The sequence below is a fragment of the Limosilactobacillus rudii genome (assembly GCF_014145455.1).
Lineage (GTDB): Bacteria > Bacillota > Bacilli > Lactobacillales > Lactobacillaceae > Limosilactobacillus > Limosilactobacillus rudii.
In genome coordinates this window covers 90913-109190 of sequence record NZ_JACIVB010000049.1, presented here as the reverse complement: position 1 = coordinate 109190, position 18278 = coordinate 90913, and the positions used below count along the sequence as shown (strand labels likewise).

Annotated in this window: 18 protein-coding genes; 8 read left to right on the top strand and 10 right to left on the bottom strand. The window is 38.1% G+C overall.

The features are described from left to right. Positions 1-107 precede the first annotated feature (107 nt). On the top strand, positions 108-920 hold the full coding sequence (locus tag H5S39_RS04695; RefSeq protein ID WP_182595661.1) for a Cof-type HAD-IIB family hydrolase: 813 nt from the start codon (positions 108-110) through the stop codon (positions 918-920). 51 nt (positions 921-971) lie between these two features. Here the strand turns inward: H5S39_RS04695 and H5S39_RS04690 are convergent, their stop codons facing one another. Then, on the bottom strand, positions 972-1208 hold the full coding sequence (locus tag H5S39_RS04690) for a cytochrome b5 domain-containing protein (RefSeq protein ID WP_182595662.1): 237 nt from the start codon (positions 1206-1208) through the stop codon (positions 972-974). 587 nt (positions 1209-1795) lie between these two features. Between H5S39_RS04690 and H5S39_RS04685 the strand changes: the two genes are divergently transcribed. After that, entirely contained in the window at positions 1796-2449 is a 654-nt protein-coding gene (locus tag H5S39_RS04685) for a response regulator transcription factor (RefSeq protein WP_182595663.1), read from the top strand. Between the two features lie 60 nt (positions 2450-2509). Here H5S39_RS04685 and H5S39_RS04680 read toward each other — a convergent pair whose 3' ends face one another. The 7 genes from H5S39_RS04680 to sufC form a co-directional block, all read right to left on the bottom strand. Then, positions 2510-3400, bottom strand: a complete 891-nt coding sequence (locus H5S39_RS04680; protein WP_182595664.1) for a helix-turn-helix domain-containing protein — start codon at positions 3398-3400, stop codon at positions 2510-2512. A 17-nt stretch (positions 3401-3417) separates the two neighbouring features. Further along, entirely contained in the window at positions 3418-3750 is a 333-nt protein-coding gene (locus tag H5S39_RS04675) for a metal-sulfur cluster assembly factor (protein ID WP_182595666.1), read from the bottom strand. A 64-nt stretch (positions 3751-3814) separates the two neighbouring features. Beyond that, entirely contained in the window at positions 3815-5224 is a 1410-nt protein-coding gene (gene sufB / locus H5S39_RS04670; protein WP_182595668.1) for a Fe-S cluster assembly protein SufB, read from the bottom strand. Further along, complete coding sequence (sufU, locus tag H5S39_RS04665; protein WP_182595670.1) at positions 5217-5678, bottom strand: Fe-S cluster assembly sulfur transfer protein SufU; 462 nt, start codon at positions 5676-5678, stop codon at positions 5217-5219. Before sufU ends, sufB begins: the two co-directional genes overlap by 8 nt. Next, on the bottom strand, positions 5665-6903 hold the full coding sequence (locus H5S39_RS04660) for a cysteine desulfurase (protein ID WP_182595672.1): 1239 nt from the start codon (positions 6901-6903) through the stop codon (positions 5665-5667). Before H5S39_RS04660 ends, sufU begins: the two co-directional genes overlap by 14 nt. Next, entirely contained in the window at positions 6884-8173 is a 1290-nt protein-coding gene (sufD, locus tag H5S39_RS04655) for a Fe-S cluster assembly protein SufD (RefSeq protein WP_182595673.1), read from the bottom strand. The genes H5S39_RS04660 and sufD overlap by 20 nt, the downstream gene beginning before the upstream one ends. Before the next feature lie 11 nt (positions 8174-8184). Then, positions 8185-8982: a Fe-S cluster assembly ATPase SufC gene (gene sufC / locus H5S39_RS04650; RefSeq protein ID WP_182595675.1), complete on the bottom strand. Its 798-nt coding sequence runs from the start codon at positions 8980-8982 to the stop codon at positions 8185-8187. 225 nt (positions 8983-9207) lie between these two features. Between sufC and H5S39_RS04645 the strand changes: the two genes are divergently transcribed. Genes H5S39_RS04645 through H5S39_RS04635 form a run of 3 tightly spaced genes read left to right on the top strand, consistent with a single transcriptional unit; the run spans position 9208 to position 11570 of the window. Next, positions 9208-9420 (top strand): FeoA family protein, encoded by a 213-nt coding sequence (locus H5S39_RS04645; protein WP_182595677.1) that lies wholly within the window; start codon positions 9208-9210, stop codon positions 9418-9420. Then, positions 9417-11408 (top strand): ferrous iron transport protein B, encoded by a 1992-nt coding sequence (gene feoB, locus H5S39_RS04640; protein WP_182595679.1) that lies wholly within the window; start codon positions 9417-9419, stop codon positions 11406-11408. Before H5S39_RS04645 ends, feoB begins: the two co-directional genes overlap by 4 nt. Before the next feature lie 6 nt (positions 11409-11414). Beyond that, positions 11415-11570, top strand: coding sequence for a FeoB-associated Cys-rich membrane protein (locus tag H5S39_RS04635; RefSeq protein ID WP_182595681.1), 156 nt, complete (start codon positions 11415-11417; stop codon positions 11568-11570). A gap of 46 nt (positions 11571-11616) precedes the next feature. Here H5S39_RS04635 and H5S39_RS04630 read toward each other — a convergent pair whose 3' ends face one another. After that, positions 11617-13035: an o-succinylbenzoate--CoA ligase gene (locus H5S39_RS04630; protein WP_182595683.1), complete on the bottom strand. Its 1419-nt coding sequence runs from the start codon at positions 13033-13035 to the stop codon at positions 11617-11619. An 11-nt stretch (positions 13036-13046) separates the two neighbouring features. Next, positions 13047-13868: a 1,4-dihydroxy-2-naphthoyl-CoA synthase gene (gene menB / locus H5S39_RS04625; RefSeq protein WP_182595685.1), complete on the bottom strand. Its 822-nt coding sequence runs from the start codon at positions 13866-13868 to the stop codon at positions 13047-13049. 35 nt (positions 13869-13903) lie between these two features. On the opposite strand from menB, the gene H5S39_RS04620 reads away from it, so the two are divergent. The 3 genes from H5S39_RS04620 (at position 13904) to H5S39_RS04610 (ending at position 18225) form a co-directional block, all read left to right on the top strand. Then, on the top strand, positions 13904-14278 hold the full coding sequence (locus H5S39_RS04620) for a PaaI family thioesterase (RefSeq protein ID WP_182595687.1): 375 nt from the start codon (positions 13904-13906) through the stop codon (positions 14276-14278). Positions 14279-14638: 360 nt separating this feature from the next. Further along, positions 14639-15217, top strand: a complete 579-nt coding sequence (locus H5S39_RS04615) for an RNA polymerase sigma factor (RefSeq protein ID WP_182595689.1) — start codon at positions 14639-14641, stop codon at positions 15215-15217. Between the two features lie 113 nt (positions 15218-15330). Next, positions 15331-18225: a YfhO family protein gene (locus H5S39_RS04610; protein ID WP_182595691.1), complete on the top strand. Its 2895-nt coding sequence runs from the start codon at positions 15331-15333 to the stop codon at positions 18223-18225. Positions 18226-18278: the final 53 nt, after the last annotated feature.

Below are 18278 nucleotides of genomic sequence, written 5' to 3'. Positions count from 1 at the left end.
ACGTATTTTATAAGTTTATGAGACAAAATGCTTGGCAAAGCCTTAACTTTTTGTTTAAAATGGTATAATTGTATTTTATAACTAACATAGAAAGAAGCGATATGGTAATGGACAAACACTTAATTGCGCTTGATCTTGATGGCACAACATTAAATAATCAATCAAAATTAACCAATGAGACAATTGCAACTCTGCGAGCATTAGCACGTGAGGGACACATTGTTAGTATTATTACCGGGCGACCATATCGAATTGCCCAACATATTTATGATCAAATTGGCATCAAGACCCCTATGGTAAATTTTAACGGTGCGCTTACTCATATTCCACATGAGCATTGGGACAAGGAATATGAAGTTGAATTAACACGGGAACTTGCCCTTGATCTTCTTGATAATCATGATGCGCTTGGAATCAAAACAATTACCGTTGAAAATAAACATCATGTGTGGGCAAATCAAGCAAGCAATGATTTACCAGAATTTCTTCCCAATAAGTTAAACAAAAATCAGTTACTTACACCTAATAATTTAACTGAGAAACCAATCGCCCTAACCATCCAATATCAACCAGAACACGAAACAGATATTATTAAAGCTGTTAATGAAAAATATGGTGATTTCGTTGAACCGCGAGTATGGGGCGGCCCTTATAATATTCTGGAATTAATTCATCGTGGTACCCATAAAGAGTCAGGAATGTTCTACATTGCTAAACAATACCAGATCGATCGTCAAAATATTATCGCATTTGGTGATGAGCACAATGATTTTGAAATGCTAGACGCTGCAGGTCGTGGGGTGGCAATGAACAACGCAATTCCAGAACTTAAAAGTATTGCTAATGATGTTACTCCGATTGACAATGACCATAATGGTTTAGCAAAATACTTACGTGATTATTTTAAAATTGCAATTTAAAAAGCTAGGGACAGATAGCCATGCTACCTACCCTAGCTTTTTGTAGTTATTCTAGTCAACTAATTTACCAACTACGGGGATATCTTTTAAAACCGTTTCCATGTGGATGGAACGAGACATCACAGAAGTCAGGTCGTGACCAGCAAGGTTTCCATGGTGTTTGCCACCCTTCCATACAGGCAAGTTAGAAACATCGTAAACAATGCCTTTAACAGCAACGTATGCGGGATGTCCATTTCGACCATCGAACTTAGCAAGTTCGGTTGTTGTAAATGTTTTTTCTGCCATTAAAACTTCACCTTTCTATGATTCAAGAATAGCTAGTACTTATATTCTAGTTCAAAAACTACTCAAATGCACCAATTATTAGACATTTATCATCATTGAAGTATTATTTTTTTAATTGTCAATCATTAATATAATAAAAATCCTATTATACAAGTGTATGACGACTATCCCAATGTTCTATGACTCAATACCAGCTATTAGTAAATCTAATAAAACTATTAAAAAGTATTTTTTGTATGTACCAGTTGTTTTCTTTCAGTTTAAGTACCTTTTCATAAAATAATTTATAATTAAAGTGAGAATCTTAATTACATTAGTCTTAAAAATTGTTATAATAAAAGACGAAGGTGATTCTGCAATCACTTTCGCCAACATACTTCTACTGTGGATCACTGATGTTGTCATGTCATCAATGATCCTCTTTTATTTTACAGCATTCGTATTTTTCTGCAATAAATTTTTGAAATTATTCCAGCCGTTTACTGAAACTATTTCAAACAGCTTCGCCCTAGTGGTAATTTAATTGCGATAACTCTATAATAATTAATGTAGTCAGTAAAACCATAATACTGAAAGCGGGGCTAACAATGTATAATGTACTTGTCGCAGATGATCACCCAATTGTTAGAATGGGTGTTAAAAATCTCGTCAATCAACAGGATGGCTATCGAGTAATTAGTGAAGAAGCAACTAGCATCGATGTTGCAATACGTGCTGAACAAGGCGATATCGATATCATCATTATGGACTTATATATGCCACCAGGAGAAAATGGCTTAGTAACAATAAAGAGGATTCATGAGCATCTCCCCCAAATAAAAATTCTTGTTTTTTCAATGCATAATGAATCAGAATTCATCAATCATGCAATTTACAATGGCGCTATGGGATATGTTTTAAAGAGTTCTACTACAAGTGAACTTATTCGCGGATTAAAGCAAGTTGCTCGTGGTGAAAAATACCTTGACAACAATATCATGGTCACTAAAGAGGACCTTTTAACAATTAAGAGTGGTCCCACACACCTCGATATTGATGAATACCTTGCTCTTTCTGACCGTGAACGCGAAGTTTTGCCATTAATTGTTTTAGGCTATACTAATAAAGAAATTGCTGCCAAATTATATATTTCCACTAAAACGGTTGAAGCTCATAAAGCTAATATTATGCATAAACTCCGCCTTAAGTCACATGCAGAATTAATTCGTTACGCTTTCCACCACCACTTAATTAATATTTAACTAAAAAAGCGAGATTACCATTTTGACAAACTATACACTGTCATTAATGGTTATTCTCGCTTATTTATTACTAATTGTTTTATCAAAATTGTTTAATAAGGCAACAACTTGCACTTCAACAACATTATTAGAATTGAAGCGCGCAAAAACTTCCGCTTCTGTCAATAACCGTCGTACTACTACAGAATCTTGACCTAACTCAATTGCATTGTTTGCTTCTAGTAGCTTAATCCGGGGCAAAAAATACGTAACATGTTTGCTTGCACAAATCTTAGTAGTCGTCTCAAGAACCCGATTACTAACCGCTAAACGCTTATTAAGCGCGTGATATTCAGCTGCATAATACATCATTGTAATAATACGCAAATAATAGTTGCGCGAAACTTCTGCTAAATCTTCATCAGCTTTCGAACGTAAGAATGAAATAACTTTAGCAAAAAAGAAATCTGCATGTTCCATTGAATTTTGACGCGCATATAATATTCCAGAACCAAGGTAAGCTAACTGAGAATATATTGTTCGATGTTGCTCATCAAGTTCATCTAATATCTTAGTAAAATTAAATAGACTTGTTGACACATTATTATTGGTAAGGGTATAAATCATTCCCTTCAAATAATAATACTGCATCTTATCTTGTGGCGATTTCAAATCTGCCAAATGAATTTTTTTAAGCTTGCTAACCGCTTGTGGAAATTGCTCAATCATAAGTGACAATTCAATTTCATCAAGAAGATTACGAATATAGCGAATAGACGAAGTATTATTTTTGCTAAGATCATCAATCGTCAATCCCAACCGATCACAAAGCTGTTCTAAAATTGATAATGAAGGTACTTGCCCATTATTCTCGAACTTACTTAAGGTCGATTGAGTACAGATGCCTTTGCTTAAAGTAACTTGTGAGTAACCAAGCCGTTTTCGTTGGTGAACAAAGCGCTTAATATCCATTTTTGCCCCCTATTGTTTTAGCCGTGAATTCCTAATGCAATTTTAGCAAACCTACTCATCCGTGACAAATCCCAAACAGGTTCCCATACAAGGTTAATATTACACTTGTTAATACCATCGACTGAAGTTACTGCTTTAGTTATATCCCGATTTAACATATCACCCAGTGGGCACCCCATTGTTGTTAATGTCATCGTTACTGTACATTCACTATTATCGTCAACTTTTACATCATAAATCAAGCCAAGATTAACAAGGTCAATTCCTAATTCTGGATCAATAACCTCCTCAAGGGCATCCATCACTTTATTCTCAATTGGTGAGAATGGTGTATCTTTTTCATCCGCCATTTAAATTCCTCCAAACTTATATCCAACTAGGTGATGCTCACCACTATACGCCTTGCTAAATAATTTAGCCGATTGATCCTTCCATTTCAAAGCTAATTAACCGGTTTAATTCAACCGCATATTCCATTGGCAGTTGTTTAGTAAATGGTTCAACAAATCCCATAATGATCATTTCAGTAGCCTTTGCTTCTGAAATTCCACGACTCATTAAATAGTAGAGTTGTTCTTCGGAAATCTTGGAGACTTTAGCTTCATGCTCCATTGCTACATGAGCATTATCAATCTCATTATACGGAATTGTATCTGATGAAGACTGGTCATCCATAATAATCGTATCACATTCAACGTGTGCTTTTGAACCGTCTGAATGCTTACCGAAGCGTACTGTTCCACGATAGTCCGTCGAGCCGCCTGTCTTGGCAATTGACTTTGAAACAATTGAACTGGAAGTATTCTTTGCGTTATGAATCATCCGTGCTCCAGAATCCTGGTGAATACCATTACTTGCAACAGCAATAGAAAGCATTGTGCCACGAGCACCCTCACCATTGAGGTAGACACTAGGATATTTCATCGTCACCTTAGATCCAAGATTACCATCAACCCACTCCATCGTTGCATTTTCAGCAGCTGCTGCTCGCTTCGTTTCCAAACTATAAACGTTATCAGACCAATTCTGGATGGTAGTATACCGACAATAAGCATCTTTACATACATTTACTTCCACGACAGCAGCGTGAAGACTATCAGAAGAGTAATTTGGCGCAGTACATCCCTCAACATAGTCTACACTAGCGCCTTCATCTACAATAATTAATGTCCGTTCAAATTGACCTGAATTTTCAGCATTTAACCGGAAATAGGATTGAATAGGAGTTTTGGTCTTAACTCCCTTTGGTACATAAATGAAAGATCCCCCTGACCAAACTGCTGCGTTTAACGCCGCAAACTTATTGTCCGTTGGTTGAACTAGCTTTCCAAACCACTTTTTAAACAACTCAGGATATTCTTTTAAGGCTGTATCAGTATCTGTAAAAATAATTCCAAGTTTTTCAAATTCATTCTTCATATTGTGGTAGACAACTTCAGACTCATACTGAGCAGATGATCCTGCCAAGTATTTTCGCTCAGCTTCAGGGACTCCTAGCCGGTCAAACGTTCGCTTAAGGTCTTCTGGCACATCTTTCCAATCACGGAACTTTTTATCAGTCATCTTTTGATAGTAAAGCATGTTCTTTAAATCCAGCTCCGATAAGTCAGGGCCAAACTTAGGCATTGGCAACTTTTTATAAATCTCATATGCCTTAAGACGGTAATCAAGCATCCACTTTGGCTCATGCTTAGCTGCCGAAATCTGCCGAACGGTTTCCTCAGTCAACCCTCGCCCGGTTGAATATTCAGGCTGTACATCATCGTGGAAGCCATATTCATATTGATCACCATTATTTATAATACTGGCTGCGTCATTACTCATTCTTTTCTTCCTCCTCGCTATCCTTTAACAGTGCTCGCTGTAATGCCCACCAAGATAGGGTAGCGCATTTTATCCGGGCCGGAAATTCCATAATATTTGTAAGAATCTGGGCATCCCCCAGTTGTTCTAAATCAGTAGTCGGATGCTTTTTACCAATTGCGAGATCCGAAAAAGTCTTGGCCATCGCCAATGCTTCATCTACTGTCTTACCCTTCACAGCATCAGTCATCATACTTGCGGAAGCTTGACTAATCGTACAGCCATCGCCAGTATATGCAATATTATTAATTTTATTATCTTTGACATCTACCTGCAAATTAATCGTGTCACCACAAGTTGGATTGTGGAGAGTCATAGTATTGGTGGTGGTTGCTAAAGAACCCTTGTTATGGGGGTGATTTGCATAGTCTAAGATAACTTCTCGATATAACCCATTTAACTTAGATAGTCCCAATGTTAAAGAACTCCTTTGTTTCCTTGATTGCCTTAATCAATTGATCAGCATCTTCTTTAGTATTGTAAAAGTAAAAACTAGCACGTGCAGTTGCTGTAACGCCGAGATCTTCCATTAATGGTTGCGCACAATGGTGACCAGCTCTGACCGCTACCCCATCCATATCAAGAGCAGTGGCAACATCATGAGGATGCAATCCCTTAATATTAAAGGCAATTACCCCTGTATGTTTTGCTGGTGATTGCGGTCCATAAACTTGAACATCCGGAATTACAACTAAGCGTGGCAAAACATAATTAATTAGTTGTTGCTCTTTTTGCTGAACCTTTTCCATTCCAATATTTGACAAGTAATCAATTGCCGCTCCTAAGCCAACAGCTCCCGCAATATTTTGCGTTCCTGCCTCAAACTTAAATGGGATATCAGCCCAAGTACTCTGTTCACGATGAACATCATTGATCATTTCACCACCAAACTGGTATGGCGACATTGCCCGTAACAGCTCTGCTTTCCCATATAAGACACCAATTCCCATCGGACTCATCATCTTATGTCCTGAAAAAGCATAGAAATCTACATCTAAATTTTGAACGTCAACTGGCATATGAGGAACAGCTTGCGCACCATCACCAACAATAACTGCCCCATGCTGGTGAGCAATTGTTGCTAATTCCTTTAATGGTGTTATTGTCCCCATCACATTACTTGCATGCGTCACTGCAACAATCTTAGTCTTATCCGTAATTTTGCGTTTAGCATCAGCAAGGTCAAGTTCCCCGTCAGCAGTAAGTTCAATATACTTGAGAGTAGCATTCTTACGTTTAGCGAGTTGTTGCCATGGAATTAAGTTACTATGGTGCTCCATAATTGAAATTACTATTTCATCACCAGGCATAATATTTTGCTCGCCATAGGTTGATGCAACAAGGTTTAAACTATCTGTACACCCTTTTGTAAAAATAATCTCATTTGCAGTCGGCGCATTTATAAATTCTTGTACTTTTTTCCGTGCGTCTTCATAATCTTTTGTTGCTCGTTCTGCAAGAGTGTGTACTCCGCGATGAACATTTGCATTATCCTGTTCATAAAAATTTGTCAACGCTTTAATTACTTGTCGTGGTCGTTGGGCCGTTGCTGCATTATCAAGATACACAAGACGCTCATCATTTACCTGCTGGTCTAATATTGGAAAATCAGCAGAGTAATCATTGATATTGTTGTCCATCAGCAAGCTTCCTTTCTAGAATAGCAACTAGCTTATTACGAACATCAGATGATGGAATAGCACTTAGTACAGCCCCTAAGAAGCCACGAATAACCATCCGTTCAGCCTGTGCTCGCGGAATTCCGCGACTCATCAAGTAGTACATCTGGTGGGGATCAACAGGTCCAACACTAGCGGCATGACCAGCTTCAACATCGTTTTCATCAATCAAAAGAATCGGGTTAGCATCTCCTCGAGCTTGATCAGACATAATCAATACCCGGTTTTGCTGATCTGCTTTCGCCCCATGCGCACCATGAATAATCTGACCAATTCCATTAAAAATCAATTCAGAGCTTTCAAGAATAACTCCCCGCTGGTTAATCAGTCCCGTAGTATGTTTACCATGGTTCGTAACCCGGTTATTTACTCCAACTTCTTGGTTATGGGTTGTTACAGCAATCATCTTCGAATTTGCATAACCGCCATCGCCAAGTAATTCTGAATCCATATCACCCACAGTATCGCCATCGTTCATTAAGCCAACGGCCCATTCAACATGTGCATCACGGCCAATATCAGCTCGGCGTTTAAAGTAAGTATGAGTATGCGGACCAAACTCATCAAGTGATGAAAAGTCAATCTCACTATTTTCTTGAGCCATCAGTTCAATCATCATATTTGCACTGTTTTCATGATCGCCAATTGTTGTAAGGTGTTGGATAAATTTTACACGGCTACCGCGATCCGCGATTACTAAAATATGCGAAATTAATGGTTCACTAGTCGTACTATCCTGAATCAGTTCTACTTCAATTGGCTTTTTGATTTCAATATTTTTAGGCACATATAGGAATAGGCCAGCATTTAGATAAGCTAAGTGATAGGCTGTTAAAAGGTTTTCCTCCGGCTTTATTGCGGTCATAAAAAACTTATTGAATAATTCAGAGTAATCACGAGCAGCGGTAAATATGTCTGTCAAAATAATTCCCTGGTCCTGTAGCGACTGCGGAATGTTTACATGAAGCATCGTTTGTCCTAGCTGAGTTACCTTAATTACCTCATCGTCTGGTGTTTCATCCTTAACAAGGTCCACATTCGACTTAACCCACTTTAACGGATGATCTTCCACCAGTGGCCATGTCTGATAGTTAAAACGCTGCATCCGTGGCAACCGCAATTTTTCCATTAGTTCCCGTGCATTAAGCCGCCGCTCAAGTAATTGCTGGGGCTCATTATTTGCCTTACTAGCAGTAATTATTTGCTCCTTTGCTGAATTTAATTCTGTCATCAAGGCGCCTCCTAGTCTTCATCATCTACAAGCTTAATGTCTAAGCCTAATTCATCACGTAAGCCTGCATAACCTTCATTTTCAAGTTTCTTGGCTAAGTCAGGACCACCTGTTTTCACAATCCGGCCACCCATCATTACATGGACAGTATCAGGGACAATATAGTTTAGTAGCCGTTGGTAGTGAGTAATGATAAGAGATCCAAAGTTATCACCACGCATTGAATTGACCCCTTTTGAGACAACTTTTAGCGCATCAATGTCTAATCCAGAATCGATTTCATCAAGAATTGCAAAACTAGGTTCAATCATTAATAACTGAAGAATTTCATTTCGCTTTTTTTCTCCACCCGAAAAGCCCTCATTAAGATAGCGTTCAGTCATCGACTGGCTCATATCCAATAGTTCAAGGTTCTTATCAAGCTTTTTGATAAAGTCCATTACTGAAATTTGATCATCTTCAGGGCGCCGAGCATTAATAGCCGCACGGAGAAACTCAGCATTTGTAACACCCTGAATTTCAGCAGGATATTGCATCGCAAGGAAAAGTCCCTTTCGCGCCCGTTCATCAACTGGCATATCAATAATGCTCTCTCCATTTAAGAGAATGTCTCCTTGCGTCACATGATAGTTAGGTTGTCCCATAATTGTCTGTGATAGCGTTGACTTACCAGTACCATTAGGGCCCATAATCGCGTGGATTTCACCAGTCTTCATCTTTAGGTTAACACCCTTTAGAATTTCCTTTTCTTTTTTGCTTTCTTCATCCTTGACTGAAACATGTAGGTCTTTTACTTCTAAAGTTGCCATATAATTCATCCTCCTGGCCATTAATATTCCAAAATATTCCTAAAAATTATTATTTGAAATATCTGTAATTCCTTTACATTCTTATTATATCCGAATATTAAAAAAATAAAACTATGCATTTAATTTTATTTCAAGCGCTTTCTTAAAATATATTATAAGTGTATAATTAAGTTGTAATATCGTTTCTATATACAATTGGAATATTTAGTGAGGTGGATAGTGATAATGGCGCGGCAAAATTATATTCTTCACTCATTTGATTGTTTAAATGTATCGACCGCCACCCGTCTTCATGATATGGGGCTATGTGAGGGGTGCCCAATTAAAGTTGTGCAAAGATATCCTTTTCATGGACCAGTAATAATTGAAAATGACCATCAAAGAATCGGATTAAGGTACCAGGTCTTTATGTCAATAACGGGGGCAGCTGATAAATGACAACTATTGCACTTATCGGAAATCCAAATACGGGCAAAACGACCCTCTTTAACTCTCTAACCGATAAATATGCCTACGTTGGAAACTGGACTGGCGTTACTGTCGAAAAGAAACAGGGAAATCTTAAAGGAACTGATATCGTAATCATTGACCTACCTGGCGTATATTCACTTGATCCATTAACTAAGGATGAAGCAGTTGTTACAAATTATTTAATGCATAACAAGCCAAATATGATCCTAAATGTTACGAATGCCAGTCAGCTCAAGCGTAATCTCTTACTAACGATTGAAATACTTGAACTTGGATACCCAGTTATTTTAGTTCTCAACATGATCGATGACCTTCGTCGTTCTGGATATGAATATGACCTAAAATTACTAGAAGAATCATTAGGTTGTAAAGTAACCACTACTAATGCCCGTGGTCACCAGGGAATCGACAAAGTGCGGGAAAAGGCCCTGCAATATAAATCAATTCCATCAACACAACTCGGCCTGGAATATCCAGCAATAATTCAGCAAGCAATTAGACAAGCAAGTACTGCCTTGAGTAAGGATTTTGGCTATCCAGCACATGTTGCTCGCTGGCTAACAATTCAATATATGGGGAAAAACAAGGTTATTCGTGAAACTGCAAAAAAAGAAAAGCTTACTCCCCTCCTTAATCAGGAAAAATATTATGATGCGCAAAAATTTGCCGATAAGATTTTTGAGACGCGTTTACAATTTATCGAAAAAACCCTTACCAACGCTCGGCAGCCACTATCTGGTAGTAATCCGGTGGAAGTAACCAGCCGGATTGATAAAGTAGTTACTAATCCTATTTTGGGTTTACCAATCTTTGTATTGATTTTCTTTATCATGTTTAAGCTTTCTTTTGATTGGGTTGGTACACCACTATCTGATATGTTAGATCAATTTATCTCTGGTCCTGTTTCTTCTACGACAAATCAATTATTAATAAAACTAGGCGCGATTCCGGCGCTACGATCATTGATTATAAATGGTATTATTGCTGGTGTTGGTGGTGTGCTTGCATTTATTCCACAGATATTTATGCTTTTTGCTTGTATCTCACTTCTAGAAGATTCTGGTTACATGGCCCGAGCAGCGTTGGTCACGGACCGGATAATGCAAGTAATTGGTTTAAATGGAAAATCTTTTATCCCATTAATTATCGGCTTTGGCTGCAATGTAACTGGAATTATGGCAGCACGGACAGTCGAACAACCTAAAGAGCGGCTTATTACCACACTGATTATGCCGTTTATGAGTTGCTCCGCACGACTACCAATATACAGCTTGTTTGTTGCCGCATTCTTCCCGCACCACCAAGCTTTAATTGTCCTTTCAATTTACTTTCTTGGAATTGTTGTTGCCCTTGGAATGGCAAAATTCTATCAAGTTATCTTTCATGTTAAGGAGAGTTCTGTTTTTGTCGTTGAACTCCCACACTATCACCTTCCACGACTTGACATCATTTGGCAAGGGACCTGGGACAAGGGTAAAGGATTTATAAAAAAGGCCGGAACAATTATTTTCGCCGGAACCGTCCTTATCTGGGTCTTATCTAGCTTTGGAACCAGTGGCTTTGTTACCAATTCTGCAAATAGTTTTGCCGCTGACCTTGGGCGGATCTTGGTTCCTGTATTTAAACCAATTGGCCTGGTACAGTGGCAAGCTATTAGTGCCCTTTTCACTGGTATCTTAGCTAAAGAAGTAATCACCTCAAGTATGATGGTGATGTTTCATACTAGTAGCAAGGCGTTTCTAATTGCCTCACTGGGTCAATTCATGTCGCCGCTTACTGCCTATGCCCTTCTAATCTTTATTCTATTGTATGCACCCTGCTTTGCTACCTTAGCAACAATCAAGCAAGAAACCGGGTCAACTAAATGGATGCTTTATGCAGTTATCTCTAGCCTAATTATTGCTTACTGTATTGCGTTTATCGTGTTTCAAATTGGACAATTCTTCTGGGGGTAATTAACATTGAAATTGTTTATCAATATTGTAATTATTGTTGCAATCATCGCAATAGCTATTTTTCTTTTAATCAAAACATTCCAACGTGGAAAACAAGGAAAGTGTGCTGCATGCGATTACGATTGTGAAATAAAAAAGCAACTTGCTAAAGCTAAAAAATAAGGTCTATCGGACATGACGATACATTGCCATGTTCAATAGACCTTTCTTATTTGGATAATTTTTGCTGTAAAATGAAACGCCGAATTTTACCGCTAGCATTTTTGGGTAATGACTGAACATAATAATAATGCTGTGGAACTTTATAATGAGCCAAATGTTGGCGACCATAATTAATTAAATCTGTTACCGGATATCGTTGATCGCTAACAAGAAAAGCAACCGGCACCTGTCCCCACTCACAGTCATTTTGACCAGTAACCGCTACTTCCTTAATTCCCGGATATTGTTGATATACCTGTTCAATTTCTTGTGGAAAGATATTTTCACCACCAGAAATTATCATTTCATCAACTCGTCCATCAATATAAAGGTAACCATCATCATCCAGATGCCCAATATCTCCTGTTTTGTACCAACCATCAACCATTTTCGATGGTAATTTAGCCGGCAAATTAAGGTAACCAGGTGTCAATGCCGGTGTCTTTAGGAGAATTTCCCCTTTACTACTCAACTTTAATTGCGTAGTAAATAACGGCTGACCAACTGAACCAATTTTTTGAAGGGCATCACTTGCCCGTAAAGCAATAATTTGTGAACATGTTTCAGTCATTCCATAACATTGAACAACTGGAATTTCTGATTGCAAACACCGTTCAAGTGTTGAACGACTGATTGTCCCTCCACCAAGTAGCATACAGCGAAAAGATTTATTATAGCTACGATGACTTATTTTTTGTTGTTCAACCAACTTATTTAACATAAATGGCACAACCGACATTATCGTAACCGGTTCATTTACGAGGATTTGTTCAATTGCTGTAACCCGAAACTTATCTACAAGACGAACCGTTATCCCATATATCAGTCCCCGCATAATGATTGAAAAACCACTAATATGAAAGATTGGTGCTACACACAGCCATTCATCATTAGAAGATAATCCAAGATTTAAAGCCGATGATATAGCAGAATAAAAATGATTACCAAAAGTCTGTAGAACTCCTTTCGGCTTACCAGTAGTACCAGAAGTATACATAATACTAGCGACTCGGTCAGCTTTGAAAGTTGCTACAAGGGACGCTTTAGCTGTTGACTGGTTCAAGAGTGTACTATACTTTCTAAACGGTTCACTCATTGTCACACGCCATAGTGAATCTTCAACTAAGCATACGAGGAGACCGCTATCAGCAATTTGGCGTTGTAGTTCTTCATCAGCTAATCGCCAGTTTAACCAAACGATCGACCGTCCACTAGTAATAACTGCAAGGGCAATTTTATAACTCATTAGACTATTCGTCGCCAGTAAACCGACCTTATCACCAGGACGAAGCTGATTAAGTTTGCCAACAAGCTCGGCAACCTGTTCACGAAGCTCAGCAAATGTTAACTGCTCATTGCCATCATCCACGGCGATATGATTTGGTTGCGTTTCAGCTTGTTTTAATAACCAATTTTGCATTTCCATTGGTAGACCTTCTATGGGAACTTTGGGAATTGGTCAAAATTAGGATCACGCTTTTCATTAAAAGCATCGCGACCTTCTTTTCCTTCATCAGTAGTATAGAAAAGCATCGTTGCATCCCCACCAAGCTGTTGTAATCCAGCAAGGCCATCAGTATCTGCATTCATTGCCGCCTTAATGAAACGAAGAGCTGTTGGTGACTTTTTCAGAATCTCATTACACCAATCAAGAGTTACCGATTCTACTTGGTCAAGTGGTACAACTTTATTAATCCAGTTCATTTGGTAAGCTTCTTCAGCACTGTAAAAGTGGTTAAGGAACCATACTTCTTTTGCACGTTTATGACCAATTACCCGCGCAAGATATCCTGAACCATAACCAGCATCAAAACTTCCAACCTTAGGCCCTGTTTGTCCGAACTTAGCATTATCAGCAGCAATCGTCAAATCACATACTAGCTGAAGGATGTTTCCGCCACCAACAGACCACCCCTTTACCATTGCAATTACCGGTTTAGGAATAATTCGAATGAGGTGTTGTAAGTCAAGAACATTTAGTCGTGCAATCTTGTCAGGACCAACGTATCCACCATTGCCACGTACTCCTTGATCACCACCAGAAGAAAATGCTTTATCCCCAGCACCTGTTAGGATAATTACACCAATTGTGCTATCATCACGACAGATAGTAAAAGCATCAATCATCTCTTGAATGGTAACAGGGGTAAATGCATTCATCTTTTTAGGCCGGTTCATGGTAATTTTTGCAATTTTTCCAGCACGTTCAAAAATAATCTCAGAATAATCTTTTACCGGTTGCCAATCAACTGTTGTCATTTATAATCTACTCCTTTTAAGTGAGGCTAATAATAATGAACCTATTAGAAAATTTAGATATTCAAACTCAATCAGTCACAGCTAGTAAATGTGTCATTACCGTTAAAGTCAGTGATAAACTCAAACAGCCTTATGGCATTGTCCATGGCGGCGTCAACGCTATCCTTGCAGAAACTGCTGCTTCGCTCGGCGCTAATCAATGGTTAGCTGATCATCATCAAGATAAAATAGCTCTCGGAGTCAATCTTACCACAGAGCACTTGATTGCGGTATCATCAGGATATTTGAAGGCAATTGCGACACCTATTAAACGCGGTCACTCAATTCAAACCTGGCAAGCTAATATATATTGCAATCAGCAACAAACAAGCACTAGCATTGTCACTTTAATAAATCGCCCCCATCCTTAAAAAATTTTTCAGTATTCTTAATCATTATTTTAACCAAATTATTTCTTAGCATAATAATCACTAATATAAAAAATGGTTATGTTCCTTGTGTTATATAATCTTTATCCTTAACGTTCGATTGGTCGTTCAAAATCTATTTATTTCTTTATTGTCTCATAATAGGACGTCTGATAAATTATTAGCAACGCGAGGCGAACTGCATGATAATTTTAAAACGTTTTATCTTGCCTAAACTAAGGAATGAACGCCTAGTCTTAGGTCGTCAGTTTACCTATTTGGGGAGTATAGTAAATAGGAAAAACACTATGATGGGAAGCATGTCGCGTAAACTAAAAGTTTGATAAAGGAGAGCATTTAGGTATGCGCTTCAGAGAAGATGAAGAAAAATATCTTGACTTAATTGAAAAGACCCGCCTTGGAAGTAATGAAGATTTCCAACAATTATACCGTCGTTATTGGCCACTCGTCCGCCGCTTATGGCAACGTTATAACATTGCCGGATTGGAACTTGCTGATTGGGAACAGGAAGCCCGAGTGGTAATGCTTGAAGTGATACGACTCTATAACAACCAGGGTCCCCGAATGTTTAGTTGCTTTTTTAAAGAATGCCTAACAAATCGGATTAGGGACTTACAAAGAAAAACACAAGCTGGAAAGCGAATCCCCGCTGAACGGCTCTATGCCCTTACTGATGAATATGCAGAAGTAATAATTGATTTCTGGCATCATTCACCAGACGAGGTTATCTATTGCCGGCAAAGCGTTAGCAGCCTTCTTCACCATTGCTCTAGCTTCGAGCGTAAAGTGTTGAATTACTTGCATAATGGTTATTCAATCGAAGAAATAGCTACATCACTCAATTGTTCAAAGCGGAGTATTCAAAGTGCCCTTCACCGGTGTCACCTTAAGCTAGTTCAGGTTTTAAGTAAAGAAAATTAAAAATAAAACTATGACAAACGCACTTCTTAAGAATTAGAAGAAGCATAGTCATAGTTTTTTTGCTAGAATGGTAGAGATATCCTAAAAGTGACAGTTAATTCAAGGAGTAGTTTATGGATTTCTCATTTAAAAAACGGCCAGTTAAAAAGCTATATTGTGAATATACGATTATATTTATCTTTTTAGCAGCCTGTATCTTTGGTACATATCTAGTAACTGGTCATACTTTTATTCTCAGTAAAGATGCATTAAACCAACATTTACCATTATTGGCGAATTACCGTAAAGCACTCATAGATTTCATTTGCCATCCCCATTTTAATTTATGGTCATGGCAAATGGGATTAGGGAGCGATACTTTTCAGGTATATTCTTATTACACAATTGGTGACGTTTTTGCTTATCTTGCTCTTCTTTTTCCAGCAGCAAAGATTACCCTAGCTTACCAGGTCATTAATGTTACCCGCATGTATTGTGTTGGTTTATCGTTTGTCTACTTTGCCCAGCATTTTAAATTTCGGAATAGTGTGATTTTAATTGGTACAACAGCCTACCTGGTTAATTCATTTTTACTATATGCTTGCGTTGCTCAACCTTTTTTTACAACACCATTTATTATTTTTCCGTTAATCGTGGTTCAAATTGAGCGTATTTTGCAAGGTGGTTCCGCATGGCCACTTGCAGGAGCCTTTACCTGGATGCTCGTTAGTAATTATTATCTCGCATATGTCTTAGGAATCGGCTCGATTCTTTACCTCATCTTGCGAGTAATCACCCACTACCGGCAGAAGCTTAACTATGGACGGACCTTTATTAAACTTGCCTTTGCAACAATAACCAGTGTTCTCTTATCAGCGGTTTTATTAATTCCAGAGATTATCGCTGTGACTAATTCAACCCGAACAGGCTCATTATTTGCAAACGGCCTTAAAACATACCCGCTATATTATTACCTATTCTTGCCAAAATCATTAATCAATGGTGGGCAATGGTACTTTATGTTTTGGTCAGCATTAGGAATTGTTTCAATTGGTTTTATCGCCCTTGTCTATATTTACTCTCGTCCACGCAAGTATCCATTAATTTCAATTAGTTTAGGGATTGCCCTCGTAATGTTGCTAATTCCTGCTGTCGGTGCCTTTTTTAATGGAATGATGTCGGCTTCTAACCGATGGACATTATTGATTTATTTACCACTAGCAATGGCAATTTGCATCTTAGCGGAAAATATCCCAACAATTGATCATCACACTTTAACAATTTTAAGTTGGGCAACGGGGATATACCTCATTATTCTTATTGCCACCTTCTTCTTTGAAAATGAGGACGATATCTTTATGCCAGTCATTTTTTTGATTATCTCATTAATGGCAATTTGGCTAATTCATTTTCATAAAGTTGCCCACCCCTACCGTTGGTTATTGGGCATTGTAATGCTGAATGCAGGATTTAATGCAGTATATGCTGCATTTCCTTATAATGGTGACTTTTCCAGCAGGATGCTCAGCCGGGGTGAATACCAGTCAATTGCTGCCAACCGTTACGGAAAGCTTGATGAAGGGCTGACCAAAGAACCTTTCTATCGGGTATCAACTATTAGCCAAAATAAAATTATCGATGGATCCAACCTTGATAATGACTTAACTTCTGGTCTTCATAACATTGACTCTTACTATTCTTTACAAAATAAATATCTCGGACTATTTAACACCAGTCTGCAAAATAACCAATACCAAGCCAATATTCCTATCCGGCAAGCTGATGACCGTACAGTAATGAATAATTTCTTTGGTGTAAAATACCTCTTTGTCCAAAGTGATAGTGACAACGCAACTAAAATTCCAGCGGGGTATTTCTTGGATAAGGCCACAGATCCAGTCATTAATTACGATGCTAACCAGCCAAGTAATCCTAAAAGTAAGAAAGACTTTATTCCAACACAGACAATCCGATATAAGACTAATTACGCCTTTCCACTGCTTTACTGGCAAGATAGTTATATTAACCACCGTACTTACCAGTCCTTGTCACCAACGGAAAAAGAACGGGCACTTGCTACCGGCGTTTTAGTAAATAATGAAGATAAATTAAAGGGAATGAAAACGGCTAAACTCAATACAGACGTTTATCCTCTTAAGAGCGAACTAATTTCTAACCGCTTAAATAAGGTTAACCCCGCCAAATTAAAGTATACTGACAGCGAAGAAACATACCAACTTCAATTGCCAGAACTGCAAAGTAAGCAAATGCAAAAAAAGCTAAAGGGCTGTGAGCTCCATATTGAATTTGCTAAAATTAAGTACACTCCTTTCTCAATGAAGAAACAAATCAAATATGAAGAAAAACACTTAAGAGAAACGTCCACTAATCCTGGAACTGTGATCAATCAACGTTATACCCATTATCGCTACTGGCGTTACCACATACTAAATGGTTCACCTGATATTAGCTTTAAGCTTAATATCGGTAGTAAGTTTGGAACGGCAACAATTGAACAAGCACGGCAAAGTACCCTTTCACTTTTCAAATATGTCACTAACTCGACCTTAAATATTGGTTACTATAATGGTAAATTGCCAAGTTCATTAACTTTCCAGCCATCTAAGCTTGGAACCTACCAATTAAAGTACCGGGTAGTTGCTGAAAAACTTGGTAATAACTATTACCATGAAGTCAAAAACTTGCAACAACATCGATTAAAAAATGTAAAAATTAGTCGTAATCACATTAGCGGACAAATTACTACCACTCGTGCTGGAATTCTCACCTCTTCAATCCCTTACTCCAGCGGCTGGACAGTAGCGGTCAATGGTAAACCAGCGAAAGTTCTCCGGACAAACCAGGCCTTTACCGGCGTATACTTACCAGCAGGAACTCACCATGTTACATTTGCCTACCAACTACCAGGACTAAAGGCAGGAATCATTGTTAGTTTAATCGGCCTTATATGGACAATTATTGCTGCAATTATTAGTATTTTTAGAGTAAAAAGGACAAAATTAGGTTGATGAATTCTTGCATCATCATTAAGAGACGCTTAAGATAAAAATAGATTTAATGG

Excerpts from the sequence above, each read along its gene's own strand:
- H5S39_RS04695 (WP_182595661.1), top strand. The coding sequence starts at position 108 with ATGGACAAACACTTAATTGCGCTTGATCTTGATGGCACAACATTAAAT.
- H5S39_RS04690 (WP_182595662.1), bottom strand. The coding sequence starts at position 1,208 with ATGGCAGAAAAAACATTTACAACAACCGAACTTGCTAAGTTCGATGGT.
- H5S39_RS04685 (WP_182595663.1), top strand. The coding sequence starts at position 1,796 with ATGTATAATGTACTTGTCGCAGATGATCACCCAATTGTTAGAATGGGT.
- H5S39_RS04680 (WP_182595664.1), bottom strand. The coding sequence starts at position 3,400 with ATGGATATTAAGCGCTTTGTTCACCAACGAAAACGGCTTGGTTACTCA.
- H5S39_RS04675 (WP_182595666.1), bottom strand. The coding sequence starts at position 3,750 with ATGGCGGATGAAAAAGATACACCATTCTCACCAATTGAGAATAAAGTG.
- sufB (WP_182595668.1), bottom strand. The coding sequence starts at position 5,224 with ATGAGTAATGACGCAGCCAGTATTATAAATAATGGTGATCAATATGAA.
- H5S39_RS04660 (WP_182595672.1), bottom strand. The coding sequence starts at position 6,903 with ATGGACAACAATATCAATGATTACTCTGCTGATTTTCCAATATTAGAC.
- sufD (WP_182595673.1), bottom strand. The coding sequence starts at position 8,173 with ATGACAGAATTAAATTCAGCAAAGGAGCAAATAATTACTGCTAGTAAG.
- sufC (WP_182595675.1), bottom strand. The coding sequence starts at position 8,982 with ATGGCAACTTTAGAAGTAAAAGACCTACATGTTTCAGTCAAGGATGAA.
- H5S39_RS04645 (WP_182595677.1), top strand. The coding sequence starts at position 9,208 with ATGGCGCGGCAAAATTATATTCTTCACTCATTTGATTGTTTAAATGTA.
- feoB (WP_182595679.1), top strand. The coding sequence starts at position 9,417 with ATGACAACTATTGCACTTATCGGAAATCCAAATACGGGCAAAACGACC.
- H5S39_RS04630 (WP_182595683.1), bottom strand. The coding sequence starts at position 13,035 with ATGGAAATGCAAAATTGGTTATTAAAACAAGCTGAAACGCAACCAAAT.
- menB (WP_182595685.1), bottom strand. The coding sequence starts at position 13,868 with ATGACAACAGTTGATTGGCAACCGGTAAAAGATTATTCTGAGATTATT.
- H5S39_RS04620 (WP_182595687.1), top strand. The coding sequence starts at position 13,904 with ATGAACCTATTAGAAAATTTAGATATTCAAACTCAATCAGTCACAGCT.
- H5S39_RS04615 (WP_182595689.1), top strand. The coding sequence starts at position 14,639 with ATGCGCTTCAGAGAAGATGAAGAAAAATATCTTGACTTAATTGAAAAG.
- H5S39_RS04610 (WP_182595691.1), top strand. The coding sequence starts at position 15,331 with ATGGATTTCTCATTTAAAAAACGGCCAGTTAAAAAGCTATATTGTGAA.